The sequence below is a fragment of the Methylosinus sp. H3A genome, from assembly GCF_015709455.1.
GTDB lineage: Bacteria > Pseudomonadota > Alphaproteobacteria > Rhizobiales > Beijerinckiaceae > Methylosinus.
The window spans coordinates 2,132,459-2,157,500 of sequence record NZ_JADNQW010000005.1; the positions used below are offsets into that span (position 1 = coordinate 2,132,459).

The 25,042-nt window shown below is 64.6% G+C and carries 23 protein-coding genes and 1 tRNA gene (1 of these 24 only partly in view); 10 read left to right on the forward strand and 14 right to left on the reverse strand.

Annotated elements, in window-relative coordinates; all coding sequences use genetic code 11:
• Positions 1–272 precede the first annotated feature (272 nt).
• Positions 273–1,748 carry a PLP-dependent aminotransferase family protein gene (locus tag IY145_RS13060; protein WP_196408618.1) on the forward strand — a complete coding sequence of 492 codons (1,476 nt, stop codon included), beginning with the start codon at positions 273–275 and terminating at the stop codon, positions 1,746–1,748.
• A 102-nt stretch (positions 1,749–1,850) separates the two neighbouring features.
• A complete protein-coding gene (gene cysE, locus IY145_RS13065) occupies positions 1,851–2,705 on the forward strand; it encodes a serine O-acetyltransferase (protein ID WP_196408619.1) in 855 nt (284 codons plus the stop codon).
• Between the two features lie 4 nt (positions 2,706–2,709).
• On the opposite strand, the gene IY145_RS13070 is transcribed toward cysE, so the two are convergent.
• The 4 genes from IY145_RS13070 to IY145_RS13085 form a co-directional block, all read right to left on the reverse strand.
• Positions 2,710–3,024, reverse strand: a complete 315-nt coding sequence (locus IY145_RS13070) for a hypothetical protein (protein WP_196408620.1) — start codon at positions 3,022–3,024, stop codon at positions 2,710–2,712.
• Between the two features lie 121 nt (positions 3,025–3,145).
• Positions 3,146–6,133 (reverse strand): DNA polymerase I, encoded by a 2,988-nt coding sequence (gene polA, locus IY145_RS13075; protein ID WP_196408621.1) that lies wholly within the window; start codon positions 6,131–6,133, stop codon positions 3,146–3,148.
• Between the two features lie 336 nt (positions 6,134–6,469).
• Positions 6,470–6,637, reverse strand: coding sequence for a hypothetical protein (locus IY145_RS13080; RefSeq protein WP_196408622.1), 168 nt, complete (start codon positions 6,635–6,637; stop codon positions 6,470–6,472).
• A 188-nt stretch (positions 6,638–6,825) separates the two neighbouring features.
• Positions 6,826–7,509 carry a S24 family peptidase gene (locus IY145_RS13085; RefSeq protein ID WP_312030587.1) on the reverse strand — a complete coding sequence of 228 codons (684 nt, stop codon included), beginning with the start codon at positions 7,507–7,509 and terminating at the stop codon, positions 6,826–6,828.
• Between the two features lie 119 nt (positions 7,510–7,628).
• On the opposite strand from IY145_RS13085, the gene IY145_RS13090 reads away from it, so the two are divergent.
• Positions 7,629–8,078 (forward strand): hypothetical protein, encoded by a 450-nt coding sequence (locus IY145_RS13090; protein ID WP_196408623.1) that lies wholly within the window; start codon positions 7,629–7,631, stop codon positions 8,076–8,078.
• Positions 8,079–8,199: 121 nt separating this feature from the next.
• Here IY145_RS13090 and IY145_RS13095 read toward each other — a convergent pair whose 3' ends face one another.
• From IY145_RS13095 to IY145_RS13115, 5 genes are all read right to left on the reverse strand, one after another.
• Positions 8,200–10,914: a valine--tRNA ligase gene (locus IY145_RS13095; RefSeq protein WP_196410531.1), complete on the reverse strand. Its 2,715-nt coding sequence runs from the start codon at positions 10,912–10,914 to the stop codon at positions 8,200–8,202.
• Positions 10,915–11,095: 181 nt separating this feature from the next.
• On the reverse strand, positions 11,096–12,379 hold the full coding sequence (eno, locus tag IY145_RS13100) for a phosphopyruvate hydratase (protein WP_196408624.1): 1,284 nt from the start codon (positions 12,377–12,379) through the stop codon (positions 11,096–11,098).
• Between the two features lie 180 nt (positions 12,380–12,559).
• Positions 12,560–13,378, reverse strand: a complete 819-nt coding sequence (locus IY145_RS13105) for a creatininase family protein (RefSeq protein WP_196408625.1) — start codon at positions 13,376–13,378, stop codon at positions 12,560–12,562.
• 62 nt (positions 13,379–13,440) lie between these two features.
• On the reverse strand, positions 13,441–14,211 hold the full coding sequence (locus IY145_RS13110) for a MipA/OmpV family protein (RefSeq protein ID WP_196408626.1): 771 nt from the start codon (positions 14,209–14,211) through the stop codon (positions 13,441–13,443).
• Positions 14,212–14,283: 72 nt separating this feature from the next.
• The gene (locus IY145_RS13115) at positions 14,284–14,880 is read right to left on the reverse strand and encodes a TetR/AcrR family transcriptional regulator (protein WP_196408627.1); all 597 of its coding nucleotides are present in this window, start codon (positions 14,878–14,880) and stop codon (positions 14,284–14,286) included.
• 161 nt (positions 14,881–15,041) lie between these two features.
• Between IY145_RS13115 and IY145_RS13120 the strand changes: the two genes are divergently transcribed.
• Genes IY145_RS13120 through IY145_RS13130 form a run of 3 tightly spaced genes read left to right on the forward strand, consistent with a single transcriptional unit; the run spans position 15,042 to position 17,637 of the window.
• Entirely contained in the window at positions 15,042–16,067 is a 1,026-nt protein-coding gene (locus IY145_RS13120; protein WP_196408628.1) for an ABC transporter substrate-binding protein, read from the forward strand.
• 2 nt (positions 16,068–16,069) lie between these two features.
• Positions 16,070–16,837, forward strand: coding sequence for an ABC transporter ATP-binding protein (locus IY145_RS13125; protein ID WP_196410532.1), 768 nt, complete (start codon positions 16,070–16,072; stop codon positions 16,835–16,837).
• On the forward strand, positions 16,834–17,637 hold the full coding sequence (locus tag IY145_RS13130; protein WP_196408629.1) for an ABC transporter permease: 804 nt from the start codon (positions 16,834–16,836) through the stop codon (positions 17,635–17,637). Before IY145_RS13125 ends, IY145_RS13130 begins: the two co-directional genes overlap by 4 nt.
• Before the next feature lie 39 nt (positions 17,638–17,676).
• Here IY145_RS13130 and IY145_RS13135 read toward each other — a convergent pair whose 3' ends face one another.
• A complete protein-coding gene (locus IY145_RS13135; RefSeq protein WP_196408630.1) occupies positions 17,677–17,898 on the reverse strand; it encodes a hypothetical protein in 222 nt (73 codons plus the stop codon).
• A 27-nt stretch (positions 17,899–17,925) separates the two neighbouring features.
• Positions 17,926–19,326 carry a murein L,D-transpeptidase gene (locus IY145_RS13140; RefSeq protein ID WP_246722006.1) on the reverse strand — a complete coding sequence of 467 codons (1,401 nt, stop codon included), beginning with the start codon at positions 19,324–19,326 and terminating at the stop codon, positions 17,926–17,928.
• 269 nt (positions 19,327–19,595) lie between these two features.
• Here IY145_RS13140 and ychF point away from each other — a divergent pair, with 269 nt between their 5' ends.
• Entirely contained in the window at positions 19,596–20,693 is a 1,098-nt protein-coding gene (gene ychF / locus IY145_RS13145) for a redox-regulated ATPase YchF (protein WP_196408631.1), read from the forward strand.
• A gap of 118 nt (positions 20,694–20,811) precedes the next feature.
• Here the strand turns inward: ychF and IY145_RS13150 are convergent, their stop codons facing one another.
• On the reverse strand, positions 20,812–22,368 hold the full coding sequence (locus IY145_RS13150) for an AIPR family protein (protein ID WP_246722009.1): 1,557 nt from the start codon (positions 22,366–22,368) through the stop codon (positions 20,812–20,814).
• Positions 22,369–22,616: 248 nt separating this feature from the next.
• Positions 22,617–23,075, reverse strand: a complete 459-nt coding sequence (locus IY145_RS13155) for a YaiI/YqxD family protein (RefSeq protein ID WP_196408632.1) — start codon at positions 23,073–23,075, stop codon at positions 22,617–22,619.
• A 254-nt stretch (positions 23,076–23,329) separates the two neighbouring features.
• On the opposite strand from IY145_RS13155, the gene IY145_RS13160 reads away from it, so the two are divergent.
• Positions 23,330–23,728, forward strand: coding sequence for an SPW repeat protein (locus IY145_RS13160; protein ID WP_196408633.1), 399 nt, complete (start codon positions 23,330–23,332; stop codon positions 23,726–23,728).
• Positions 23,729–23,793: 65 nt separating this feature from the next.
• Here IY145_RS13160 and IY145_RS13165 read toward each other — a convergent pair whose 3' ends face one another.
• Positions 23,794–24,180 carry a hypothetical protein gene (locus IY145_RS13165; RefSeq protein WP_196408634.1) on the reverse strand — a complete coding sequence of 129 codons (387 nt, stop codon included), beginning with the start codon at positions 24,178–24,180 and terminating at the stop codon, positions 23,794–23,796.
• A 90-nt stretch (positions 24,181–24,270) separates the two neighbouring features.
• On the opposite strand from IY145_RS13165, the gene IY145_RS13170 reads away from it, so the two are divergent.
• Positions 24,271–24,963 (forward strand): HAD-IA family hydrolase, encoded by a 693-nt coding sequence (locus tag IY145_RS13170; RefSeq protein WP_196408635.1) that lies wholly within the window; start codon positions 24,271–24,273, stop codon positions 24,961–24,963.
• 48 nt (positions 24,964–25,011) lie between these two features.
• Positions 25,012–25,042 (forward strand) — tRNA-Val (locus IY145_RS13175); it runs 44 nt beyond the window's last position.

The window sequence follows — 25,042 nt, forward strand, 5'->3', positions numbered from 1 at the left end:
GCATGACCACGAGGAAGAATGCGAGCACCCCGCCAATTCCCATCAAAGCTTTCACGACACCGCCGGCATTGCTCGTCTGCATGGCTCCCGCTCCGTGTTCGGTTGCGACGAGATCGACGGTAGCGGAGCCGAATATGCGTTAAACCGCCAAGATTCCCGCGCCGACGGGTCCAAAGGACCGCCGCGCCGCGCGGCTTGACAGAGCGCGCGCGGTCGGACGAAGCTGCCGACGGCCCTATGAAAAGAGCAATAATGCCGAATGGAGGGGTCCAATGTCGCGCCCCTTCGCCTTCAGCCTGTCGCGCGAGATCGACCCGCGCCGCGGCGCCCCGCTCTATCTCCAGGTCGTCCATGCGCTGATTCACGACATAAGGAGCGGACGCCTCGCGCCCGGCGCGACGCTGCCCAGCAGCCGCGAGCTCGCCGAATCGCTCGGCGTCAATCGCAAGACCATCGTGCTGGCCTATGACGAGCTCGTCGCCCAGGGCTGGTTCACCACCCATGGGACGCGCGGCACTTTCGTCTCCGCGGAGCTTCCCGAGACGCTGCCGGCGCCGCGCAAAGCCTCCGCCGATCCTCGTACGCCGGGCTTTTCGTTCCGCGCGACGCCGGACCCCGCCTTCGTGCCGGCCGGGGAGGGGCTCGCCATAGACGATGGGCTTCCCGATGCGCGCCTCTTCTCGATCGACACTCTGCTGCGCGCCTATCGCGACGCGGGACGGCGCGCGGCGCGCTCCGGCGGGCTCGGCTATGGCGATCCGCGCGGGGCCGGCGAGCTGCGCCGCGCCATCGCCGAAATGCTGGCGTCGCATCGCGGTCTCGTCGTCGACGCCGAAAATGTCTGCGTCACGCGCGGCAGCCAGATGGGCATTTTCCTCGCCGCGCGCATCCTCGTCTCACCGGGCGATGTCGTGCTCGTCGAGGGGCTCGGCTATTCGGCTGCGCGCGAAGCCTTCGCCGCCGCCGGCGCCGAAATTGTCGGCGCCCGTCTCGACGAGGACGGCGTCGATGTGGAGGATGTCGAGCGATTGTGCCGACGACATTGCGTGCGCGCCATTTACGTGACGCCCCACCACCAGTTTCCGACCACTGTTCCGCTGACGCCGGAGCGGCGGCTGCGGCTGCTGGACCTCGCCGCGAAATTCGAATTCGCGATCATCGAGGACGATTACGATCATGAATATCATTTCGAGCGGCAGCCGCTGCTCCCCATGGCGAGCTATGCGCCGGGGCGGGTGCTCTATGTGGGCTCCATGTCCAAGCTGCTGCTGCCCGGGCTGCGCATCGGCTATGTCGTCGCACCCGCGCCCGTCGTGAGGTCCATGGCCAACGCCGCGGCGGCGGTGGACCGTCAGGGCAATGCGCTGACCGAGCTCGCCGTGGCCGATCTCGTCGATTCCGGCGAGCTGCGCCGTCATGTGCGCAAGGCGCGCCAGATCTATGCGCAAAGACGCGACGCTTTCGGCGAATTGCTCTCCCGCTCCTTCGGCGAGGCGATATGCTTCCGCGTCCCGGCCGGCGGTCTCGCCTATTGGGCGACGTTCCGTGACGAGGCGACGCTCGACGCGCTCGAGCGCGACGCCGCCGCCAATGGTCTGCGCTTCCTCCCCTCCACCTGCTTCGCGGCGCCGCCGCAGCGCGGGCGGGGCCTGCGCCTCGGCTTCGGCAGCCTCGACGCTGGCGAGGCCGAGCGCGTCATCGCCCGGCTGCGCCGAGCGGCCATTTCCGAGCGTTCGCTATCTTGCTGATTCAGGCTACGATATCTTGTCGAGCTGGACGAAGTCGGCCGCTCGAGCCACATTGAGGGCCTTCCGGCGCGGCCGCCGACCGGGCGAAACGAGGAGACGCCGATGGGAGCGACGCAGGAGCATGGTCGCGCGATTGTCGTCACCGACGCCGAGACGCGAGACGCGCTCTGGGCCCATATCCTCCGCGAGGCCGAGGACATGCTGGCGCGCGAGCCGGCGCTGGCGAGCCTGCTGCTGACTTTCGTCCTCAACCGGCCGTCCTTCGAGGACGCTGTCGCGCGAAGATGCGCGGCGCGTCTCGGCGGCGCGGTGACGGAAGATCTGATCTTCGACGCCTTCGCCCGCGCTCTCGACGCCGATGTCGCGATGGGCGAGGCGTTTCGGGCGGACGTCAAAGCCGTCGTCGAGCGCGACGCCGCCTGCGGCCGATTGATCGAGCCTCTGCTCTTCTTCAAAGGCTTTCACGCCATTCAGACGCATCGGCTGGCGCATTGGCTGTGGAGCAATGGCCAGACGGATTTCGCCCTCTATCTGCAGAGCCGCTCGTCCGACGCTTTCCAGACCGATATTCATCCGGCGGCCCGCTTCGGCCGCGGCATATTCCTCGATCATGCGACCGGGCTCGTCGTCGGCGCGACGGCGGTCATAGAGGACGACGTCTCCATTCTGCAGAGCGTGACGCTCGGCGGAACCGGCAAGGAGAGCGGCGACCGCCATCCCAAGGTCAGGCGCGGCGTGATGATCGCCGCCGGCGCGAAGATTCTCGGCAATATAGAGATCGGCGCCTGCTCGCGCGTCGCAGCAGGCTCGGTCGTTCTGCATCCGGTGCCGCGCAACTCCACCGTCGCGGGCGTCCCCGCCAAAGTCGTCGGAACCGCCGGCTGCGCCGAGCCTGCGCGCGACATGGATCAGTTCCTGAACGGCCTGTCCTACGATTCTTTCAGCTATTCCATCTGAGCGCTCAGGGCTCGGACGGCGCCTGCTCCGGCGGCGTCGCCTGGCCGACGCGCCCGGCGAGCTGTGCGAAGGAAAAGGCTTCGCCGGCCGCCGATTCGCGCAGAGCGAGCCGCAGCAGCCGGGCCGGAAAGCAGATCGCTTCGAAATTGGCGTCGCGCAATTCGCGCGGCCGCAGCGGATCGCGCGCGAGCGAGCGCTCGACGTCGACGAGCAGCGCGTCGATCTCCTCGGCTCCGAGCACACCCCTGTCGCGCAATGCGCCGAATAGAGCCGAGAGGATCGCATAGACGCCCTCGAGCTGAAGATTGGCCGTGTTCATTTTTCGCCTCCGCGCCGGACACTCGTGAGCGGAACCGCCGGCGAGGCGATTCGATCCATCGGCGGAGAAAAAATATTTTCAGCCCGCCGTCATCGCGAGGAGAAGGGCGACTGGCCTCGGCTCAATGCGCCTCGTCCCAATTCTGCGCGGCGCGCGCCTCCACTTGCAGCGGCACGGAGAGCGTCACCGCCGGATGCGGCGCCTCCTCCATCACACGCTTGACCAGCGCGATCGTCGCCTCGGTCTCCTCCTGCGGCGCCTCGAACACCAATTCGTCATGCACTTGCAGCAGCATGCGCGCATTGAGCTTCGCATGGGCCAACGCTTCGTCCATGCGCGCCATGGCGCGGCGGATGATGTCGGCGGCCGCTCCCTGAATCGGCGCGTTGATCGCCGCGCGCTCGAAGAAAGCGCGTTCCGACGCGTTCGACGAGGCGATGCGCGGAAAATGGCACTTGCGGCCGAATATGGTGGTGACGACGCCGGTTTCGCGCACGGTTTTCTTGGTCGCGTCCATATAGCCGCGAATGCCGGGGAAACGCTCGAAATAGCGCTTGATATAGGCGGCCGCCTCCTCGCGCGGAATGGAGAGCTGATTGGCGAGGCCAAAGGCGGAAATGCCGTAGATGATGCCGAAATTGATCGCCTTGGCGCGGCGGCGCACATCCGAAGGCATGCCCTGCACCGGCACGCCGAACATTTCGCTCGCCGTCATCGCGTGAATGTCTATTCCCTCGGCGAAGGCCTGCCGCAATTGCGGAATGTCGGCGATATGCGCGAGCAGCCGCAATTCGATCTGCGAATAATCGGCCGAGATGAGCGCATTACCGGGCTCGGCGACGAAGGCCTTGCGAATCTTGCGGCCGGCCTCGTTGCGCACGGGAATGTTCTGTAGATTGGGATCGGAGGAGGAGAGCCGCCCCGTCGTCGTCGCGGCGAGCGCGTAAGAGGTGTGGACGCGATGCGTCTCCTTGTTCACGAAGCTCGGCAGCGCATCGGTGTAAGTGGATTTGAGCTTGGAGAGCTGGCGCCAATCCAAAATCCGCGCGGCGAATGTGTTGCCGCTCTCGGCGAGCTCGTCGAGCACGCTGGCCGAGGTCGACCAGGCGCCGGTCGCGGTCTTCTTGGCGCCGGGCAGGCCCATTCTGCCGAAGAGAATATCGCCCAATTGCTTGGGCGAGCCGAGATTGAACGTCTCGCCCGCGAGCTCGTAGATCTCGGCTTCCAGCCGCGCCATATCTTGCGCGAATTCGCCGGAGAGGCGCGAGAGAATATTGCGGTCGATAGCGACGCCGCGCCGCTCCATCGCCGCGAGCACGCCGACCATGGGCCGCTCGAGCGTCGCATAGGCGCTCGCCATATGTTCGGCGGCGAGGCGCGGCTTCAGCACGCGCCACAGGCGCAGCGCCACATCCGAATCCTCCGCCGCATATTCTGTCGCCTTGTCCAAAGGCACGCGCGCGAAGCCGATGAAGGTGCGGCCCGAGCCGGCCACCGCCGAGAAGGGGATGCACTCATGGCCGAGATGCTTCTTCGAAAGCTCGTCGAGGCCGTGATTATTGCGGCCGGCGTCGAGCACATAGGAGATCAGCATCGTATCCTCGATCGGCGCGACATCTATGCCGTAGCGCGCCAGAACGAGGAGGTCGTATTTCATATTATGCGCGATCTTCAGCACGCCGCGCGCCTCGAGCAGCGGCTTCAAGCGCGCGATCGCGTCTGCGAGCGGAATTTGCGCGGGCGCCGGCTCGCCGCCGAGCAGATCCGCGCCGTTCGGCGAGACATGCTGCAGCGGAATATAGCAGGCGCGTCCCGGCGCGGTCGCCAGCGAAGCGCCGACGAGATCGCAGGACATCGGATCGAGCGAGGTCGTCTCCGTATCCATGGCGACGACGCCAGCGGCGAAAGCTTCCGCGATCCAGGCGTCGAGACGCTCCAGCGTCGTCACCGTCTCATAGAGAGAGCGGTCGATCTTCGTCGCCACGCCTTGCTCGCGCCGCGCCTCGGCGAGCGCTTGCGGCGTGAAGCCGCCTTTGTCTCCCGCAGGCGCGGCGGGCGCGGGCGGCGCCGTGGGCGTAGGCGCGGGCTCGGCCGAGGCCTCGACGACCTCGCCATTGCGGCCGCGCCAGCCGGCCGGTCCGACGAAGGCCGGGTCCGGCTCGATCTCACCGGCCTCGACGCCATAGGTCTCCGCCGCGCGGCGCGTGAGCTGTGTGAACTCCATCGCCTGAAAGAAGGAGACGAGCGTCTTGCCGTCCGGCTGATGCAGGCCGAGATCGTCCAGCGGAATCTCGAGCGGCGCGTCGTCGACGAGCTTCACGAGCTTTTCCGACATGCGGATCAGCGCGACGCTCGCAGCATCGGTCAGAACCTCACGGCGCTTGGGCTGCTTGATCTCGCCGGCGCGCGCCAGCAGCGTGTCGAGATCGCCGTACTCATTGATGAGCTGCGCGGCGGTCTTCACGCCGATGCCCTTGGCGCCCGGCACATTATCGGTCGAATCGCCGGCGAGCGCCTGCACATCGACGACCCTCGTAGGCGGCACGCCGAAATAATCGACCACTTCCGCAACGCCGATGCGCCGCTCCTCGCGCGCGCCGGAGGCGGGATCATACATCGACACTTTGTCGTCGATGAGCTGCATCAGATCCTTGTCGGCGGAGACGATCAGCACATCGGCGCCGCGCGCGCGCGCTTGTTTGGCGTATGTCGCGATGAGATCGTCCGCCTCATAGACATCCTGCTCGATCGGCAAGAGGCCGAAGGCGCGCACGGCGGCGCGCATCAGGGGAAATTGCGGGACGAGATCGGCGGGCGGATCCTGACGATGCGCCTTATAGTCTGGGTAGATTTCCTTGCGGAAGGAATTCTCCGACTTGTCGAAGATGATGGCGAGATGCGTCGGCGTGACGTCCGCCGCGCCCTCGCGGATGAATTGGAACAGCTTGGCGCAGAAGAGCCGCACAGCGCCGGTCGGCAGCCGGTCGGTGCGATAATTATATTTCGCGTCCTGCCTGATGGACTGGAAATAAGCGCGAAAGACGAAGGACGATCCGTCGACGAGAAAAACGTGGCTGCCGGGACCGACGGGCTGATGTGTGAGAGTCATCGGGCAAGGAGCATGTGACGCTGAGCCCTCGTAGAGAGGGCGGAAAGGGCGAGCGCAAGATAGCCTCGATCCCGCGCGATGGATACCCCCGGCTGCGACACTCCCGACAGACTGTGCGGGGAAGGCAAAAGGGCCTCGCGCGGCCGAGGCCGGCGAGGCAGTGGGGATCGTCACATTTGCATCGTCGACACTAAGCGTTCCGATGTTCCGCGAAACCGCCAATCGGCGATCGGCGACGGGTCCAGCGCCGCGATGGTCGCTCGGGCAAAAAAAATCGCCCCGCTCGGGCGCGCGGGGCGAAGCGAATCGAGACGATTTCGGCTCGAAAGCGCGTCTTCAGTCGATCATGCGCGATGTGGCGCCGGTGTCGCCGGTCACGCTCGCGCTTTTGGGCGAAATCCATTCCGGAACTTTCGTCAGCGCGACGGCGACGAATGCGACGAGTCCGGCCATCCACAGGATGATCTTGCCGTAATTGGCGCCGGCATGAACGTTCAGCGTCATTGGTCCCTCCTTTGTCTCCGGTCGAACGTCGATGGCGCGACGTCCGGCGGGCTTTTCTCGCTTTTGCTTATGGGCCGAGCGCTCGGCCATGCCGACGATGGCGACGCCGCTGCGGCTTTGAAACAGCCAATTCGCAAAAGCGGTGGGGTCCAGGAGAGAGCGCGCGGCGCGGTCTTTTCGCTCGCGCGTCAGAGCAGCGTCTCGGTCCAGCGCACGCGGCCATGCACGCGCAGCCTGTCGGCGTCGGCGCGCTCCAATCGCTCGGGCTCATAGCAGGCGCGATTGTCGGAGATGAGCGTGAGCGCCCCGTCGACATTGCGCCGCACACGGCGGATCAGCGGCGCGTCATCGAGCGAGACGAGATAGATCGCGTCGCCGATAATGTCGCGCTGCGAGCGGTCGATCAGCACGATCGCCCCGTCGTCGATCGTCGGGCGCATGGAGTCGCCCCGCGCGCGCAGGAATTCGAGCGTCTCGGCCTCTGCTGCGAGGCGCCGCAGCAGAGCGCGCGGGAAGGCGATCCTCTCGCCGCTCCCGAGCTCGCCGCCGGCCTCGTCGCCGATTCGGCACAGCGGGATTTGCGCCATATCCGGGCCGAGAGGGATCGCCGGCGGCGCGGCGCCGGCCTCGAATATGGGAGCGCCGCGGTCGAGGACCAGCCAGTCGAGCGAGACCCCCGTCACCTCGGCGATGCGGCCGAGCTTCTCGGCCGATGCCTCGCTATCTCCATTGAGATAGCGGCTATAAGTCGAGGAGGTGACGCCTGCGTCTCGCAAGATTTTGGCCGGCCCGCCCGCCAGATCGACGGCCTGGCCCAATCGGTGCGCGAGGCCGGTTCTGTCGAATACGGGATTTATCTTCGTTTCCGGCACGCATTCTCTCATATTTGCTTGACAGAGACGCGCGAATGCGGGATTTTCGGCGCAGAGCTAGTTTCCATTTACGGTTAACACGCCGAATGTGGCGTGTCACTGTGGGGCTTGTTGCGCCCATGATTTGCAGTTGGAACGACTTCGTCCGGCCGGCCTGGACGCATGATGCGGGATTGTCCGGCCGATGGGATCGCCGCCGCGACGCAGGAGTCGCGCCCCCGCTTATCGGCAATGACAATTGGGTGAGGGAACGGCCGGGCGCCGCGCGGCGAGAGCAAGGGACATTCGGCGAGCGGCAATTCGCGCTCGCTTTGTCGCTGGCCAGGACGCTTCTGGCGACGCGCGCGCAATTCGTTCTCGCTTTGCGAGATGTCTCCCTCTCGCAATCGGGCCGTGAGCGGCCGGATGCGCTCTTTCTCCACACTGTCGAGCAGAATGTCGACGACGCGCTCTACGCCATAGGGCGGGACGGGCCGACGACGCTCGAGGAGATCGTGCGTCGCGCGATCGACGATATAGTGAACGAAGCCTCGATCGCGACGAGCGGAACGCCGTTCTTCGCCGATTAGACGCGCGCCAGTAAAAGCCTTCGCGCGATTGGACCGGCCCGTCATTGCGCGCGTCGCGAAGCAATCAAAAGCCGTAGTGCGGCCGCTGGATCGCTTCGCCCTTTGCAATGCGACGAAACGATCAGCCGAGGCGTTTCGCCGCCGCTGATAGTTTCTCGATCCGCGCGCGCGTTTCTTCCAGGCGCTCGCGATTTTCCTCCACCACCTCTTCCGGCGCGCGGGCGATGAAATCGGCGTTGCCGAGCTTGGCCTCGATCTTCTTCGCTTCGCTCTCGAGCTTGGCGGTCTCCTTGGCGAGACGCGTCTTCTCCGCGGCGAAATCGATGACGCCCTCGAGCGGAATGGCGGCGAGAACGCCGCGCACGATGAGCTGCGCGCTGCTCGCCGGCGCCGCATCGGCGAAGGAGATCGCCGAAAGACGCGCGAGCTTGCGCGCGGTCTCGTCCCAGCGTGTCACGCGCGCCTGAACCTCTGCATCGGCGCCGACGAGAACCAGCGCGACTTCCGCGCCGGCGGGCAGATTCATCTCCGAGCGCACGGAGCGCACCTCGGAGACGAGATCGACGATCCAGCCGATCTCCGCTTCCGCGGCGGCGTCCTCGAGGCCGGCGAGATCGGGCCATTGCGCCAGCGCCAGCGGCGTTTCCCGCGCTGGTCCCTCGAAACCTTTGATGCCCCACAGCTCCTCGGTGATGAAGGGCATGAAGGGATGCAGCAGCGCATAGACCTGATCGAGCAGAAAAGCCGTGGTGGCGCGGGTCTCGTCCTTGGCGGCGCCGTCCTCGCCTTGCAGCAGGGGCTTGGCGAGCTCCAGATACCAATCGCAGAACTCGTTCCAGACGAAGCGATAGGCCGCGCCGGCCGCGTCGTTGAAGCGATAGGCCTCGATCGCCGTGGCGATCTCGGCGGAGGCGCGCGCCGCCTCGCTGACGATCCAGCGATTGAGCGTGATCTCATTCTTCTTCGGATCGAAGCCGGAAACGCGCGCGCAGCCGTTGATCTCGGCGAAGCGCGAGGCGTTCCACAGCTTGGTCGCGAAATTGCGGTAGCCGACGACGCGTTGCGTCGAGAGCTTGATGTCGCGCCCCTGCGCCGCCATGGCGGCGAGGGTGAAGCGCAGCGCATCGGCGCCGAACTCGTTGATGAGATTCAACGGGTCGATGACATTGCCCTTCGACTTCGACATTTTCGCGCCCTTCTCGTCGCGGACGAGGGCGTGAATGTAGACGTCGTGGAAGGGGACTTCTTTCTTGAAATAGAGGCCCATCATCATCATGCGGGCGACCCAGAAGAAGATGATGTCGAAGCCCGTCACCAGCACATTGGTGGGATAAAAGCGGTCGAGCTCCTTCGTCTCGTCCGGCCAGCCGAGCGTCGAGAAGGGCCAGAGCGCGGAAGAGAACCAAGTGTCGAGCACGTCCTCGTCGCGCGTCAGCGTCACATCGCGTCCATGCTTCGCGCGGGCGGCGGCGAGCGCCGCGTCTTCGCTGTCCTCGACGAAGACATTGCCGTCCTCGTCATACCATGCCGGTATGCGATGGCCCCACCACAGCTGGCGCGACACGCACCAGGGCTGGATGTTCTCGAGCCAATCGAAATAGGTCTTCTCCCAATTCTTCGGCACGAAATTGGTGCGGCCCTCGCGCACGGCGGCGAGCGCCGGCTGCGCCAGCGTCTTGGCGTCGACATACCATTGGTCGGTGAGGCGCGGCTCCAGCACGGCGCCGGAGCGGTCGCCATGCGGCACCATATGCTTATGGTCCGACACTTCGGCGAGCAGCTCGCGCTCCTCCATCATCGCCACCACGCGCGCGCGGGCGGCGTTGCGATCGAGGCCATGCAGAGCGGCGACGGTCATGTCGAGCTCGGGAGAGGGCGCGACATGGTCGAAGAATTCGTGATTGTCCTTCAGCGTCACGGCGCCTTCGGCGTCGAGCACATTGATGAGACGCAGCTGATGCCGGCGGCCGACCTCGAAATCGTTGAAGTCGTGCGCGGGAGTGATCTTCACCGCGCCCGTGCCCTTCTCGGGATCGGAATATTCATCGGCGACGATGGGGATGAGCCGGCCGACCAGAGGCAGGCGCACATTCTTGCCGACGAGCTTGGTGTAACGTTCGTCCTCGGGATGCACGGCGACGGCCGTGTCGCCGAGCATGGTTTCGGGACGCGTCGTCGCCACGGTGATGAACTCGCCGGTCGGCTGGCCGTCGTGATAGACCACCGGATATTTGAAGTGCCACAAATGGCCCTTCACCTCGATCTGCTGCACCTCGAGATCGGAAATGGCTGTGAGCAGCTTCGGATCCCAATTGACGAGGCGCTTGTCCTTATAGATGAGCCCATCGCGATAGAGCTGCACGAAGACTTTCACCACGGCGCGGGAAAGTCCTTCGTCCAGGGTGAAGCGCTCGCGCGACCAGTCGCAGGAGGCGCCGAGCCGCTTCAATTGCTCGACGATGACGCCGCCCGACTCGGCCTTCCAGGCCCAGACTTCCTCCAAGAACTTCGCGCGGCCCAATTCGCGGCGATGCTGCTGGCGCTCCATGAGCTTGCGCTCGACCACCATTTGCGTGGCGATGCCGGCGTGATCCGTGCCCGGCTGCCACAGCACGTCGTCGCCGCGCATGCGATGATAGCGCGCCAGAATATCCTGCAGCGTATTGTTGAGCGCATGGCCCATATGCAGCGAGCCGGTGACATTGGGCGGCGGAATGACGATGGAAAAGGGCTTCGCGCCGGCGCGCTCCGGCCGGCCGGCGCGAAAGGCGCCCGCCTCTTCCCAGAGCTCGCGCATCCGCGCTTCGATGGTCGAGGGGTCGAAGGTCTTTTCCATGGGCATGGGGGAAGCTCGGAACTACTCCCTCTCCCCGTTCACGGGGAGAGGGTTGGGGTGAGGGGCCGGGGCGCGAGGCGGATTGGTCGAAAGAGCGAGGGCTCGGGGCGGAAGCGGCTTGCCGCTCCAATTCCCCGAGCCCCTCACCTCGACCCTCTCCCCGCGCGCGGTGAGAGGGAGATCAGACCAGCGCCTTCAGCGCGCTGCGGCCGGCGTAGATGGCCGCCGGTCCCAGCTCCTCCTCGATGCGGATGAGCTGGTTATACTTCGCGACTCTGTCCGAGCGCGCCAGCGAGCCGGTCTTGATCTGCCCGCTATTGGTGGCGACGGCGATGTCGGCGATGGTCGAATCTTCCGTCTCGCCGGAGCGATGCGAGATCACCGTCGTATAGGCGGCGCGATGCGCCATCTCCACGGCGGCGAGCGTCTCGGTCAGCGTGCCGATCTGATTGACCTTCACCAGCAGCGAATTGGCGACGTCTTCATCGATGCCGCGCGCCAGGCGCTCGACATTGGTGACGAAGACATCGTCGCCGACGAGCTGGATCTTGTCGCCGAGCGTGTCGGTGAGGAGACGCCAGCCCTCCCAATCGTCCTCGGCCATGCCGTCCTCGATCGTGACGATCGGATAGGCCTCGACGAGCTTTGCGAGATAGGCGACCTGCTCCTCGACGGTGCGCGTCGTCTTCTCGCCCTCATAGACATATTTGCCGTTCTTGAAGAACTCGGTCGAGGCGACGTCGGCGCCGAGATAGATGTCCTCGCCCGGCACAAAGCCGGCCGTCACGATCGCCTCGACGATGACGTCGAGCGCCGCCTCGGCGGAGGGGAGGTTGGGGGCAAAGCCCCCTTCGTCGCCCACGGAGGTGGAGAGGCCCGCCTTCTTCAGCGCGGCTTTCAGCGTGTGGAACACTTCCGCGCCCCAGCGGATCGCCTCGCGCACGGTGGGCGCGCCCACCGGCAGGATCATGAATTCCTGAAAGTCGATCGGATTGTCGGCGTGGACGCCGCCATTGATGATGTTCATCATCGGCACCGGCAGCACGCGCGCCTGCACGCCGCCGATATAGCGGTAGAGCGGCAGAGAGGAAGCGTCGGCGGCGGCCTTGGCCACGGCGAGCGAGACGCCCAGAATGGCGTTGGCGCCGAGGCGCGACTTGTTCGCCGTGTCGTCGAGCTCGATCAGCGCCTCGTCGACCGCCACCTGATCCTCGGCCTCGAATCCGGTGAGCTCGGTCGCGATCTCCTCATTGACGCTCTGCACGGCGTCCAGCACGCCCTTGCCGAGATAACGGGTCTTGTCGCCGTCGCGCTTCTCCGCCGCCTCATGCGCGCCGGTGGAGGCGCCGGAGGGCACGGCGGCGCGGCCGAAGGAGCCGTCCTCCAGCGTGACCTCGACCTCGACCGTGGGATTGCCGCGCGAATCGAGTATCTCGCGCGCGTGAATATCGATGATTTCGGTCATGTCGGGGGCCTCTCTGGCGTCTGGCTGCGCAGTTGCGCGCGTTGTAGACCGAACCGCGCCGACGCGAAAGCCTCCAAAGACAGCGGATGGCTGCTTCCCAGTGGCGTTTTCGGCTGGAGCCGCGTTTTCGCCGAAATGGGCGGGCGCAACGCGCTCTATTTATTAAATAGCTGAAGCAGTTTAGCTTTCGTCCTCGCCTCGCGGCGCTTTCGCAAACCGCTCGAGATCGAAAGCCTCGACGTCGCGCAGAAGCTCGACGAAGGCGGTCGCCCAATAGTCGGCCGCGGCCTCGCCCTTGGCGGCGCTGGCCGCCGCCGCATCGCCGATCGCGCCCTCCTTGGAGAGGTCTTGCGTCATCCAGCCGAAGCCGATCGGCCTGTCGGCGCGCAGCCAGGTGAAGTCGCGCTCGAAATCGAGACTCGCGGAGCGGAAATGGCGTGCCTGCGCCATATCGACGAAATCGGGCGCGAACGCCAGCATCAGCGAGGTCTCGATCTCCCCGCCATGGACGCCGAGGCGTATCTCTTCCTCGCCGAACAGCCCGTCCGGATAGCCGAAGCGATGCCAGGAGCAGGAGACGGCGAGCAACTCCTCGCGGGCGCGCAGCTCCAGCGCGGCCTGGGAGAGGAGCGCCGAGTTGCCCCCATGTGAATTGAGGAGCACGAGCTTGCGGCAGCCGGCGCGGGCGACGCCTTCGCCGATCTCGCAGAGGAGGCGCAGCGCCGTCTCATGCGAGAGGCTCAGCGTGCCCGGAAAATCGCCATGCTCGATAGAGACGCCGATCGCCTGCAATGGCAGGAACAGCGCGTCGAGATCGTCCGGCAGGCGGTCCACGACGCGCTCGATCATGCCGCGCATGATCGCCGAGTCGACGCCGACCGGCAGATGCGGCCCATGCTGCTCGACGGCGGCGATGGGCAGCACGGCGATGGCGCGCTCCATCTCGAGGTCGCGGAATTCGGTGGTGGCGAGGTCGATCCAATAGCGGGACGGGAGCATGGCGGAGAGGGTAGACCTTTCGAATGCGGTTCGCCATAGGGCGCCGTCAGCGCGAGCGCAGCTCACATCCGATAGGTCAGCGTGAGAAAGCCGAGCGGCTGCGTCTTGTGGAAAGTGAGCGGGCTGTCCTGCGCGGCGCCCAACAATGTCGTGACGCCCACCGTGCCGCTCACCGTGATCCGATCCGTCACGCGATATGAGGCCGTCAACGTCCCCGAAATATCCTTCACGCCCGCCCCGGCCTGGAATCGAGGCAGACCCGAGATCAGCGACTGATAGGCGTTGACGCCGAAATAGCGGCTCATGTGCTTGTCGTCCGCCCAGGTCGCGCCGAGCGCCGGCGTGAGCGACAGCTCCGAGCTGAGAAGAATGGGGTAGGAGATGCTGGCGTCTACGACCAGTCCTTTGGTCCCGTTGAAAACTCCTTTTGTCGCGCCGATCGTCGCGATAAATCCGGCGGCCTTCAGATTGGCGAACAATCGCGCGCCAACTCCGTCCGACAGCTGACCGATCCCATAAGGCGCGTCTCGGCCGCGATAGCCCGGGAGGAATGTCGCGCTGGCTCCGACAGTGATCATGTCGTCGGCGTAGGGCGTCACCCCGATCCCATTGCGTAAATTGACGAAGAACGGCCCTTGCTTGATGTCGATCGCCGGAACGGGAAGCAGCCGGAAGGATTTGGCGCCCTGATAGACCGGCGTCGCCGAGCCTCCGGCGCCGAGCACGATATGGTCGGGTTCCTCGGCGCGAGCGGCGCTCGCCGAGAGAGCGATCATGGACGCAAATAGCGGTGCGCTCAGGCGCGTGAGCGAGATGCTGTGTGGATCGAACATTGCGCGACCTCCTATAGGATACGTTACGTATCTTATAGGCGCGCATTCTGTCAATAAGATGCGTCATGAATCTTATTTTTTCGATCCCGGAACGGCGGCTCCGGCAGTCACCAGCGGGAGGAAAATTTGGTCGATGATTTCCGTGATCGCCTTGTCGGAAATCGGTCGAGCCGTGATGACGATTTCGTGGAGAACGAGACCGAGCGGCGCGCTGAGCACGCGCGGCGTCACGCATTCGCGATTGATCTCTCCGCGCTCGATCGCTCGCTCGACGATGTCCTCGAGAGGGTTTTTCCTGAGGCGCTCACGTTCGGCCTCGGCTTGTTCGGAGCCCATTTCCTCATTCATCTCGAACCAGAGCCGCATGAGATGCGGCGGGGTGCGATCGGCGAAACGGCGCAGCACGAGACAAAGCTCGTCTCGCAGATTGCCGAGGTCGGGCGTCGCTATCGGATTGAGCTCGGCGTAACGGGCGAGCGCGGCGGCGGCGAGGCCGACGCGCGTCTCCCACCTTCGATAGAGGACCGGACGGCTCGTGCAGGCGCGTTTGGCCACAGCCTCATAAGTGAAATTCGAATAGCCTTTGGTCGAAAGCTCGATCCACGCCGCGTCCAATATGGCCTCTTCGAGCACGGCGCCCCTGCGTCGTGTCGCGATTTGATCGGTCATACGGTGAGTTTTCCCAGGGCTGCGAAGAAATCGTGTCTCTCTTCATACATCGAAGAGGCGAGGGCGCGCGATGGCGGCTTTTCTCCCGACGGCCGATGCGGTCACGCTTGCGTCGCGGCCCGGAACTCGCGACAAAGGCAAAAGCAGGGGAGTCCCGAGACATGCAAAGCCGTGACGCTGTGCGTTTCGTATTTCTGGCCGCCGCCTTCATCTTCGCCGCCCTTCCGGCCCTCGCGCTGGACAAGGTCTCCTTCGCCACCAATTGGCGGGCGCAGGCCGAGCATGGCGGCTTTTATCAAGCCCTCGTCGACGGCACTTACGCCAAATACGGCCTGGACGTCACAATATTGCAGGGCGGCCCGCAGTCCAACGCGCGGCTGCTGCTCGCCGCCGGCCGCGTGGATTTCTGCATGGGCGCCAATCTCATCCAGACCTTCTCCGCCGTGCAGCAGAAGGCGCCCATCGTCGCCGTCGCCAGCATGTTCCAGAAAGATCCGATCATCTTCATGTCGCATCCGGGCGTGGGCTTCGATCGCTTCGAGGATCTGCCCAAGGCGACGGCCTTCATCGGCAATGACAATCTCGTCTCGGTCTATCGCTGGCTCAGCCAAGCCTATGGCTTCAAGGAAGAGAAGATCAAGCCCTACACCTTCAACTCGGCGCCTTTCCTCGCCGACAAGAAGTCGATCCAGCAGGGCTATCTGACCTCCGAGCCTTTCGAGATCGCGCGCCAGGGCGGCTTCACGCCCAATGTGTTTCTGCTCGCCGATTACGGCTATGACAGCTATTCGACGACGATCGAGACGCGCAAGGAGACGATCGCGGCCAAGCCCGATCTGGTGCAGCGTTTCGTCGACGCGTCGATCATCGGCTGGTATCATTACATCTACGGCGACAATAGCGCCGCCAATGCCGCCATCCGCAAGGACAATCCCGAAATGTCCGAGGGCCAGCTCGCCTATTCGGTCGAAAAGCTGAAGGAGCGCGGCATCGTCGATTCCGGCGATTCGCTGACCCTCGGCCTCGGCGCTATGACCGACGCGCGTGTGCGCAGCTTCTTCGACAAAATGGCCAAGGCCGGCGTCTTCCCGGCCGATCTCGCCATAGCGCAAGGCTACACCACGCGCTTCGTGAACAAAAAGGTCGGGCTGGAGCTGCGACCTTCGTATGCGGCGGGGGCGCAGTGACGGTGGGCGTCGCGGAGCCTCTGGTCTCGCTGCGCGGGATCGGCAAAAGCTTCGCCAATGGCGTCGCGGCGCTCGAGAATTTCGATCTCGACCTTCGCGACGGCGAGTTTTTGACGCTGCTCGGCCCGTCCGGCTGCGGCAAATCGACGGCTCTGCGGCTCATCTCCGGCCTCGCGACGCCGAGCGCCGGCGCGATCCTCTGGCGCGAGCCGCAAGCGGCGCACAACATCGGCTTCGTGTTTCAGGAGGCGACTCTGCTGCCCTGGGCCGATGTCTTCGCAAATGTCTATCTGCCGCTGCGCCTCGCCGGCAAAACGCGCGCAACGGCGGCGCCGCTGGTACGCGAGACGCTGGCTCTCGTCGGCCTCTCCGATTTCGAGACGGCGTTGCCGCGCCAGCTCTCCGGCGGCATGAAGATGCGCGTCGCCATCGCCCGCGCGCTGGTCACGCGGCCCAGACTATTGTTGATGGACGAGCCCTTCGCGGCGCTCGACGAGGTGACGCGCTTTCGCCTCGGCGACGATCTTCTCGCGATGAAGCAGAGGCTGGAGACGACGATCGTCTTCGTCACCCATTCCATTTACGAGAGCGTCTATCTCTCGACGCGCATTCTGGCGCTTTCCGCGCGGGGCGGCGCGATCGTCGATACGATCGACATCGATGCGACCATCGCGCGCGATGAGGAATTCCGCGCCAGTCCGCAATTTGCGCAATTCTGCCGGCGCGCCTCCACAGCTCTGCGCAGCGCCTATGGGGAGGGACTGCGATGAGCGGCGCGCGCGTCAAAGAGACGCCCTTGCTGCGCGATGCGTTGTTGCCGCTCTTGGTGCTGGCCTGCGCGCTCGCCGCTTGGGAAACCGCGGTCTATCTCTGGGATATTCCGTCCTATGTGCTGCCGCCGCCGAGCCTCATCGCCGCGACTCTGGTGAAGGATCGCGAGATTCTCTTTTCCGCGCTCATCGTCACTCTGACGACGGCGCTGGAGGCGCTGGCGCTGGCGACGATCGGCGGCGTGGCTCTCGCGCTGCTCATCTCGCGTTCACGCTGGATGGAACGGGCGCTGATGCCCTTCGCCATCGTGCTGCAAGTGACGCCGATCATCGCCATAGCGCCGCTGCTGCTCGTCTATCTCGCGCCGGGCGAGGCGGTGCTGGTCTGCGCCTTTCTCGTCGCCTTTTTCCCCATTCTCGCCAATACGTCGCTCGGCCTCGCCTCGGTCGATCGCGCCTTGGTGGAGCTCTTCGACCTCTATCGCGCCTCGCCCTGGCAAAAGCTCGTCCATCTGCGCGCGCCGGCGGCGCTGCCGCAGTTCTTCGCGGGGCTTCGCATCGGCGGCGGATTGGCGCTCATCGGGGCGATCGCCGCCGAGCTCGCGGCGGGCGCGGCGGGGCAGGGGGCGGGCCTCGCCTTCCGCATTTCGGAGGCGGGCTATCGCCTCGACATTCCGCGCATGTTCGCGGCGCTGGCGCTGGTCTCGCTCGCCGGAATCGTCATTTATGCGGCGTTGACGGCGCTGTCGCGTCTCGCCCTCTCGCGCTGGCACGAGAGCGCGCGCGGGCTGGAGGATTAGCGAATCCTTCTCCCCCTTCGCGGGAGAAGGATTCACGCCTCACCGCCCGACGCCCACCTGCGCGCAACGCGAATCGGCGGTCTTGAAGTAGATCGGATCGCAGGGCGAGAAATCTTCCGGGCACATTTTTTCGCAGAATTGCGCGGGCGCGACGAACACGGTCTCGGCGGGCTGGGGCTGCCTGGAACGGCGCTCGGCGGCTTCCGCCGAGCCGAGCAGAACGACCGCCAAGCTCGAGGCGAAAACGAGCCATTCGCGCATGATCGTCACTCCGATGGAAAGAGCGAATCAGCGCTCTCCGCGCGCTTCGCCCACCGCGTCCACCCCATATATATCGTTGCGGAAGTGAACGGTTCCATTCGCGGAAGCCCATCCGGTCATATACACCCAGACGACAGGCACGGGCTTGGGCAGCGTCACGTCCTGACGCTCGCCGCCGATCTTGGCCATGATCGCGGCTCTGTCCCATTGTCCCGGCGCGCCCTCCAGCAGCCAGGCGGCGAGGTCATAGACGCCCTCGACGCGCACGCAGCCATGCGAGAGGAAGCGATAATCGCTCGAGAAGAGCCGCTTGCTCGGCGTGTCGTGCATATAGACCGCATGCTTGTTGGGCATGGCGATGCGGATCGAGCCGAGCGAGTTCTGCGCGCCGCTATCCTGGCGCAGCGTGTAATTGACGGCCCGCTCGCTGGCCCAATTGATCGATTTGGGCTCGATCTCGGTCCCGTGATTGTCGAAGACGCGAATGCGCGCCTTGGCGAGATAGGACGGGTCCTTCTGCATCTTGGGCATGATCTCGTTCTTGATGATCGAGACCGGGACCGTCCATGTGGGGTTGAGATTGACCGCGCCGATCCTGGCCTCGACCTCGGGCGAAGGATGCTCGACATCGCCGACGATCGCCGTATAGCGGCGCGCGACATGGCCATTCTCCACGGCGTCGACGGCGGCGGAGGGGATGTTGACCACGACATAGCGCGGGCCGAAGGGGAAATCATTGCCGGCGAGCCGCTGCGCCGAGGAGGCGAGCTGGCGAAAGCGCACCGAGGCCGGCACGTCCAATTCGCGCAAAGTCGCGCCGGCGACGACGCCCGTCTGCTTCAACCCCATGCGGAATTGGAAGTGCTTCACCGCCTGCGTGAGCGCTGCGTCCCAGCCTTCGCCGCCGGCGGCCTCCGCGGGCAGATCGCCCTCGACCGAAAGGCGCTTGCGCAGCGCCGCCACCGCCTTGCCGCGCGCGCCGGGCTGGAGCGGCGTCCCCACTCTCGGCCAGCCGCCGGCGTCGGCGATCGCCGCGTAGCGCTCGGAGGCCAAAGAGGTGGCGAAGAAGGTCTCGGGCTGCAGCGCCGGGGTCGGATCGTCGGAAAGCGCCATTTCGCGCGGCGGCGCGGACTTGGGCTTCGGCTTGGGTTTGGGCTTTGGCGCGGCCGCCGTCTGAGGCGCGGCGGGGGCCGGCGCGGCGCCGGGCTCGGCGGGCGCGGGCGGCGCAGGGGCGGCGGCCGGCGCAGGCGCGGGCGTTGGCGTTGCAGGCTGAGGGGCCGGGGCCGCGGGCGCCGCGGCGGCGGGAGCGGGCGGCGTCGCGGCGGTCTGCGCCAGAGCGGGAATCAGCGGCGCGGCGAGCGCCGCCGCCGCCGCCGAGAAGGTCGCGAAAGCGCGAAGAAGCTGTCGAATCCGAAACCTGTGTCGCATGGTGTTCCGCGCCAGAATCGCGCCCGAAAAGTCGCCGACGCTTTGCTTTGTCGGAGCTTTTCCGCCTTGCGGGGCTCGCGGTCAACCCGCGGGACGGCGATCCGGCCATATTCCGTGGAAGCGATGGCTCGAAATCGGGGTTTCCGCCCGCGTCTCGTCGCGGCCGAGTGTCGACGACGGCGGCGCGCGTCTTTCCTCCGCCCCTTGCCTTTTCGGCCGGTCCCGCCCATACCGCGCCGCAGCGAGATCGCGCGAGGAAACGGGACGCCATGGGCTTCAAATGTGGAATCGTCGGCCTGCCGAATGTCGGCAAGTCGACCCTCTTCAACGCGCTGACGCAGACGGCGGCGGCGCAGGCGGCCAATTACCCATTCTGCACGATCGAGCCCAATGTCGGCGACGTCGCCGTGCCCGATCCGCGCCTCGACAAGCTCTGCGAGATCGCCGGCTCCAAGCAGATCATCCCGACGCGCCTCACCTTCGTCGACATCGCCGGGCTGGTGCGCGGCGCCTCCAAGGGCGAGGGGCTCGGCAATCAGTTTCTCGCCAATATTCGTGAATGCGACGCCATCGCCCATGTGGTGCGCTGCTTCGAGGATGGCGACATCACCCATGTCGAGGGCGGCGTCGATCCGATCCGCGACATAGAGACGATCGAGACCGAGCTGATGCTCGCCGATCTCGACAGTCTGGAAAAGCGTGTGATCCCGCTCGAGAAGAAAGCCAAGGGCGCCGACAAGGACGCCAAGGAGCTGCTCGACCTCATGCGCCGCTGCCTCGATCTCGTGCGCGACGGACGGCCCGCCCGCCTCGTCCAGATCGCGCCGGAGGAGCGCGACGCGCTCGCCGGGCTCGGCCTGCTCTCCTCCAAGCCCGTTCTCTATGTCTGCAATGTCGAGGAAGGCGCGGCGGCCGAGGGCAATTCCTTCTCCGAGAAAGTGGCGGCGCGGGCGCGCGAGGAGGGGGCGGCGAGCGTCGTCGTCTCGGCCAAGATCGAGAGCGAGATCGCCGTGCTGCCGGCCGAGGAGCAGAAGGATTATCTCGAGGCGGTGGGCCTCGCCGAGCCCGGCCTCAACCGCGTCATCCGGGCCGGCTACACGCTGCTGCGGCTGGTGACCTATTTCACCGTCGGGCCCAAGGAGGCGCGCGCCTGGACCATAGAGCAGGGCACGCGCGCCCCGCAGGCGGCGGCCGTCATCCATACGGATTTCGAGAAGGGTTTTATTCGCGCCGAGACGATCGCCTATGAGGATTATGTCGCGCTGCGCGGCGAGGCGGGGGCGCGGGAGGCGGGCAAGTTCCGGCTCGAGGGCAAGGAGTATGTCGTCGTCGACGGCGACGTGCTGCATTTCCGATTCAACACCTGACGCGGTTGGGGCGTGTGGTGTGTGGGGGCAGTGATGCGGTAGGAGCGGGCAATGCTCGTCTTCAGCATGAAAAAGGGGGTGGCCCTGCTCAAATAGAGCCACCCTATTTTTTTTTTATTTAGGCTACTTCCTTTGCCTTATGCTTGAGGAGAGCTTTTTCAAATTCGCCAACCGCAAACTCGTGGCTAGCCTGATTTTTTGCCAACTTTTGCGGATCAAAGCGTGCCATATCGAGGACTAGGCGATATGCCCCGGCGATGTCGCGAAGATATTTGTCCAAAAACTTGAAAGGGTCAGTGGCCCAAACAAGCCTATCGTCCTTGACCACGATGAGGCCTTTGAGCCCATAAACAAGAGGCATTATCAATCCATCTGGGTAACGATAATCGACTTCGTAATTGAAAAAATGCGTTGTCGGCTTCGTTAGAACGAAGCCGCTCTTGTCCTTCGCCGTTTCCCTGCGGGCCGGATCGTAGATCTTTACGATTGAGCTAGACCCAAATCGATATTGGTTGGCGTTATAGGCGCTTGGAAAATCAGCATAGATCTTGTCATACAGCTTCGGCAAATCAGCGAGAATATCGAACGCGCTAGCGACAACCTCGTTGATCAACTCATGGATTGGGCCATCGCGGGCCTCCGACACGTCGGTGTGTTCCATTAGTTTATCAAACTGCTTAGAACACTCCCCCTTATTCCGATAAATGTTCTGCGGCGTGACCGAGATGTCGATGGGCAACAATCCGGCTTCATTCGCTCTATTCAAAGGAATCCAAGCGAGCGCCAACAGATCACGTACCTTGATTGGACGAGCCTCGTTGCTTTCCCATTCGTTACTCTTCCATTCGATCCGCGCAGCAAGCTCGGGAGCGAGCCGCTCGCGAATCTCATCATAAAACCCCTTTTTGTTAGATTTCGTCTCCTGAGTGAGCTGCGCGTTATTGTTACGTGCGGCGCAGATCTCCAGAACCGACATTTCGAACTGCTGTACCACCTGAGCGTTCTCGACGTCAGATGGGACAATAAGTTCGACCGGAACAAGAAATTCAAATGTTTCCCGGACATCTTCTAGTGCAGCGCGATTCTCTTCCCAACCTTCTTTCATATCCTCCCATAGAGAGATTTTTGCGAGAGCCCTTCGGTCCATCACTGTCGAAAGCATGTGGATCCCGATGGCAAGCATATTATGGCCGCCATCCAATACACCTTCCGAGCCAGGCTCATTGATTCGCAGTTCGAAACGGTTACGCTGCAATGGCTCGTAGTCGGCAGTTCCCAAAAGAATGCCTTTGGATTTGAAGGGGAACAGTTCAGGCGTTTTTTCGAGAGATTCGAGAATGTCACGCACAACGGATCCCGTCTTTGCTGCGCGTGGATTGGCTTCGAGCGAGACATGGTCGAACAGGGGGTAAAGATCGCGGCCGCGGACAAAGCCTGTGTAACGCTTTATACCAGCAATGGATTGATCCATTGAGGCGCTGCTCAAGCGGTCCTCATCACGCGAGTTCGGTTGCTCTGCGACCAGAGCAAAGCGAATGATCAACTTTGGAGAATTTGACATAGTCCAGTCCTTCAGAATGAAGAAACTGGCTTCGATCAATTGAGAGCGTGCAAATACGCTCAACCGGAATCGGTGATTAGCCGACCAATTTATCGCTTTTTCAGCGACATCCATAGACCGAAACCATTTTCAGGCTTCTTTTCAACCTCCATCCGGAGGTTCAATAAGCCTGCGTCAATGCAAACTCCAGGTCAAGCCCGCTAGACGCAAAAATCTTGGGACAAGGCGCTCTTTCGGCTCGTTGTGATGACCCAGCAATTCCTGCCCTTACACGGAAATTCGAAAGTCGCTTAAGGGTCAAAGCAGGCGCAGCCTCATCACTAGATATCGCCGAGCAGGCGTAGCAGAAAGCGCCGATCGGCTCATCGCCGCCGTCTTTGCTCTCGGGCGATGGCCTGGTCCAAGGCTTGAAGGAATTGCGATCGGTTGGCGGACGAAAATGCCGGTGGGCCGCCGGTGATTTCGCCGGTCGAGCGAATATGCTCCATGAGCGAGCGCTGCGCGAGCGCCAGACCGATCGAATCCTGCGTGAAGGCGCGACCATAAGGCGCGATCGCATGCGCCTCTTTCGCCAATACGCGTCCAGCCAAAGGAATATCGCTGGTGACGACCACATCTCCGGCGACGACCTGCTCTGCGATCCAATCGTCGGCGACATCGGCTCCGGCGTCGACGATGATCCGGGCGATCAGCGGCGATCGCGGGATTTGCATAAAGCTGTTGGAGACGACGAAAGTCTGCAAACCATAGCGAGCGGCGACTTTGTAGGTTTCGTCTTTCACGGGGCAGGCGTCGCCGTCGATGTAGATCTTGATCGTCATGGCGCATCCTAAGGCGACACGGGGACATAATCGAGTCGATCGACGCGCCGATGCGAGCCCGAAGGCTCGCGGTCCCGTAGAGCGCGGCCTGGACCGCGAGCCCTCGAGGCTCGCATCGCTGGGACTCGCAATGGCGCGATTATTTCGCCGCGCGCCGATCGGGCGTCGGTCGTCGCTCCACCATGCCTCTGGCAGGGCGCCGCCTGCGCCTTATCTCTCCCCGATCCGCAGGGCTCGCGGCAAGGGAGGCGCGCATGAGCGATCCGAGCGCAATCGAGCGAGGGCAGGGCCGTCCCCGAGGCCGTCCCCAAGGGGAAGGCCGCCCGTATGACATCGCCTGCCTGATTCTGGGCGCGATCGTCTGCGTCGCGCCCTGGGCCTTCGGCTATCATGACGATATGACCGCCGCCGCGGTGAGCTGGATCGCCGGCAGCTTCATTGTCGTCGCCGCGGCGATCGCGCTCACCAGCTATACGCGGCTTTTTCGCGAGGTGAATGTCGTGCTCGGCGTGCTCACCGCCTTCGCGCCCTGGCTGCTGCGCTTCGAGCACAATGTCCCCGCCGCCGTGGCTCTGGGCCTGCTGGGCGGCCTCGTCGCCTTCGTCGCGGCCGCCGAGCTCTTGTTCTGGCCGGAGACCGGGGCGAATACCTAGAGTGTTTCCAGCCGAAGCAGCCGCCGGTTCGGCGTTGGAAACGCGTCAAAACAAAAGCTCGAAGCCTATTTCGCCGGCGGGGTGCACACCACCGAGCTCTCGTTCAAGACGAAGCAGATCGACATCTGCCCCGAGCGCAGATCGACGCGAAACACCCCGCCCTCGCCCGTATGGCGCGAGGCGATGAGGGCGTATTCGCTGAATTGCCCGGCCTTGGCGCCCTCGCCCGGCGGATAGCAGAGGGTAACGCCGATGGCGGCGCCGTCCTTCAGCCCATATTGGCAGGCCCCGACCTCGCCACTCGCGCGGTCGAGCCGAAAGACGCGATTGAGGTCGGTCTGCGGCGCGGCGAGGAATTCGTAATTGCCGGCGAGCGCCGCGCCGATCGACGTGAAGAAGACCGGCGCCGCCAGGGCGGCCCCGAGAGAGAGGAGACGAATGGCTGCGCGCAAGGTTACACTCCTTCGACGAATCACAGGGCGCAGTCTACACGGCGATGCGGCAATCGCGAGACGCCGGCGGCCTAAGAGGGGGGCAGGCGGATGGTCGGCGCGCCGACACTGGTCTTCGATCTCGACGGCACGCTCGCCGACACGGCCGGCGACCTCATAGCGACGCTCGGCGTGCTGCTGGAGCGCGACGGCCGCGCGCCTCTGCCCCTATCGGCGGTGCGTTCGCTCGCCGGGGCGGGAGCGCGGGCGATGATCGAGCGCGGCTTCGCGACGACCGGCGCGCCGCTGGCGCCGGAGCGGATCGAGGAGCTGTTTCACGAATTCTTGGCCCATTATCGCGGGCGAATCGCCGTGGAGACGCGGCTTTTCCCCGGCGCGGAGACGGCGTTGGAGCGGTTCCGCGAGGCGGGCTTCGCCCTCGCCGTCTGCACCAATAAATCCGAGGAGCTCGCCATTTTGCTGCTCGAACGGCTCGGCGTCGCCGAGCGATTCGCCGCTATCTGCGGCCGCGACACTTTCGCCGTCCACAAGCCGGACGCGCGCGCGCTGACGCTGACGATCGAAAAGGCCGGCGGCGTCGCCGCTCGCGCGGTGATGATCGGCGATTCGAAGACCGACATCGAAACCGCCAAAAACGCCGGCGTTCCGGTGGTGGCGGTGGATTTCGGCTATACGGAGACACCGGTCTCGGCCTTCGGCCCGGATCGTGTGATCTCGCATTTCGACGAATTATGGGAGGCGGTCGCCTCGCTCGGGGCGCTCGAAACCTCGGCATGCACTTGACGGGATGCGGCGTCGTCTCTTAGAGAATGTCCAGCCTCAGAGGCTTTCGGGCGGCTAGCTCAGCGGGAGAGCACTCCCT

Excerpts from the sequence above, each read along its gene's own strand:
- polA (WP_196408621.1), bottom strand. The coding sequence starts at position 6,133 with ATGACTCTCACACATCAGCCCGTCGGTCCCGGCAGCCACGTTTTTCTC.
- IY145_RS13070 (WP_196408620.1), bottom strand. The coding sequence starts at position 3,024 with ATGAACACGGCCAATCTTCAGCTCGAGGGCGTCTATGCGATCCTCTCG.
- IY145_RS13155 (WP_196408632.1), bottom strand. The coding sequence starts at position 23,075 with ATGACGATCAAGATCTACATCGACGGCGACGCCTGCCCCGTGAAAGAC.
- IY145_RS13140 (WP_246722006.1), bottom strand. The coding sequence starts at position 19,326 with ATGCGACACAGGTTTCGGATTCGACAGCTTCTTCGCGCTTTCGCGACC.
- IY145_RS13110 (WP_196408626.1), bottom strand. The coding sequence starts at position 14,211 with ATGTTCGATCCACACAGCATCTCGCTCACGCGCCTGAGCGCACCGCTA.
- IY145_RS13080 (WP_196408622.1), bottom strand. The coding sequence starts at position 6,637 with ATGACGCTGAACGTTCATGCCGGCGCCAATTACGGCAAGATCATCCTG.
- IY145_RS13160 (WP_196408633.1), top strand. The coding sequence starts at position 23,330 with ATGAGCGATCCGAGCGCAATCGAGCGAGGGCAGGGCCGTCCCCGAGGC.
- IY145_RS13120 (WP_196408628.1), top strand. The coding sequence starts at position 15,042 with ATGCAAAGCCGTGACGCTGTGCGTTTCGTATTTCTGGCCGCCGCCTTC.
- eno (WP_196408624.1), bottom strand. The coding sequence starts at position 12,379 with ATGACCGAAATCATCGATATTCACGCGCGCGAGATACTCGATTCGCGC.
- IY145_RS13170 (WP_196408635.1), top strand. The coding sequence starts at position 24,271 with ATGGTCGGCGCGCCGACACTGGTCTTCGATCTCGACGGCACGCTCGCC.
- IY145_RS13060 (WP_196408618.1), top strand. The coding sequence starts at position 273 with ATGTCGCGCCCCTTCGCCTTCAGCCTGTCGCGCGAGATCGACCCGCGC.
- IY145_RS13130 (WP_196408629.1), top strand. The coding sequence starts at position 16,834 with ATGAGCGGCGCGCGCGTCAAAGAGACGCCCTTGCTGCGCGATGCGTTG.
- IY145_RS13090 (WP_196408623.1), top strand. The coding sequence starts at position 7,629 with ATGATTTGCAGTTGGAACGACTTCGTCCGGCCGGCCTGGACGCATGAT.
- IY145_RS13135 (WP_196408630.1), bottom strand. The coding sequence starts at position 17,898 with ATGCGCGAATGGCTCGTTTTCGCCTCGAGCTTGGCGGTCGTTCTGCTC.
- IY145_RS13150 (WP_246722009.1), bottom strand. The coding sequence starts at position 22,368 with ATGGATGTCGCTGAAAAAGCGATAAATTGGTCGGCTAATCACCGATTC.
- IY145_RS13095 (WP_196410531.1), bottom strand. The coding sequence starts at position 10,914 with ATGGAAAAGACCTTCGACCCCTCGACCATCGAAGCGCGGATGCGCGAG.
- ychF (WP_196408631.1), top strand. The coding sequence starts at position 19,596 with ATGGGCTTCAAATGTGGAATCGTCGGCCTGCCGAATGTCGGCAAGTCG.
- cysE (WP_196408619.1), top strand. The coding sequence starts at position 1,851 with ATGGGAGCGACGCAGGAGCATGGTCGCGCGATTGTCGTCACCGACGCC.
- IY145_RS13115 (WP_196408627.1), bottom strand. The coding sequence starts at position 14,880 with ATGACCGATCAAATCGCGACACGACGCAGGGGCGCCGTGCTCGAAGAG.
- IY145_RS13105 (WP_196408625.1), bottom strand. The coding sequence starts at position 13,378 with ATGCTCCCGTCCCGCTATTGGATCGACCTCGCCACCACCGAATTCCGC.